This window comes from Microcoleus sp. OTE_8_concoct_300 (genome assembly GCF_031383065.1).
Classification (GTDB): domain Bacteria; phylum Cyanobacteriota; class Cyanobacteriia; order Cyanobacteriales; family Microcoleaceae; genus Microcoleus.
In genome coordinates this window covers 1-1,174 of record NZ_JANMZH010000333.1, presented here as the reverse complement: position 1 = coordinate 1,174, position 1,174 = coordinate 1, and the positions used below count along the sequence as shown (strand labels likewise).

The following is a 1,174-nucleotide window of genomic DNA, read 5'->3' as shown; positions in this document are numbered from 1 at the left end:
TGCACAAGTTTTACAAGGAATTCCAGTCAAGTTGGGCGGCGGCAAGCGGGAAGTCCCGCTGGCAGATTTGATACCGATGCAGTGTCAAGTTCAGTTGATGGATGTGCTTGAAGAATTTCAGCGGAAGATGTGATATCAATTAGACCTCTTGCAAAAATCCTTTTCATCAATTGATGGGACGGACTCTGGGGTCCATCCCACAAGAGTTATTTTTTCTTGTGGGATGGGCATCTTGCCCGTCCTATTTATTTTTGCAATAGTTCTATTGTTGATTGGGAGTTAAGTGCGAGAGCCTTTTTTGGTCTTTTTTGATCGAAGGGGCGATCGCACTTTTCATTTTTCCCTAAATCAACAGGAAATTAGCCGATGTAATCGCATTGGCACTCACTCCTATCATCACACCTAACTCCTCTCCTGTCAAGATATTCTTGATGATAGTTCCCTGAGCATTTTGAGTTATTTCTAACTGACCAAAGCTCAAACCTCCGCTTAATCCCATCAAATCTTGACCGACTGTAAAATCAGCAATCCGGTCAAATCCTTGACCTGAATTTAAGACAAAGATATCGTTACCGCTACCGCCAGTTAAACTATCGGAGCCCAATTCTCCGTAAAGAACATCATCACCTTGACCACCAGTGAGACTATCGTTGTTTTCGCCTCCGTACAGAGTATCATTTCCTTCACACCCTCCCAGGATATCTGCTTGTTCGTTACCACTGATTAAATCATTACCTTCACCGCCACAGATAGTATCCGAGCCCTGGTTTCCAAACAGGTAGTCGTCACCTTGACTACCAAGGATGATGTCCTCACCTTTGCCTCCTTTTAAGGTGTCATTATCCATGTCACCATCGATGAAGTCATTATTTTCCTCACCCAGAATCAGGTCATTACCTTCGCCACCATTTAGGGAGTCATTGCCTTTACCTCCCCAGATTAAATCCTCACCCAAGTCGCCCAGAATAATGTCATTATTTTCATCTCCCGATAGGATGTCATCACCGTTACCACCGCTGATAAAATCATTGCCTTTGTTCCCGTTGAGGATGTCGCCAAGGTCGCCACCATATAAGTTGTCATCCCCTGATTTACCATCGAATATATTATTGTCGCTGTTGCTGCCTAGGAATTCATCGTTTTGGGCAGTGCCTATTTGAATTGTCGAGCCACC

2 protein-coding genes are annotated in these 1,174 nt (G+C 44.2%); one reads left to right on the top strand and one right to left on the bottom strand.

Annotation, left to right across the window (positions count from 1 at the left end; genetic code table 11):
• On the top strand, window positions 1-133 hold a 133-nt coding region (locus ACUVJL_RS15205; RefSeq protein WP_445246605.1), incomplete at its 5' end, for a DUF3181 family protein.
• A gap of 210 nt (window positions 134-343) precedes the next feature.
• Here the strand turns inward: ACUVJL_RS15205 and ACUVJL_RS15200 are convergent.
• The coding region (locus tag ACUVJL_RS15200; RefSeq protein WP_445246604.1) for a calcium-binding protein at window positions 344-1,174 on the bottom strand (831 nt) is incomplete at its 5' end.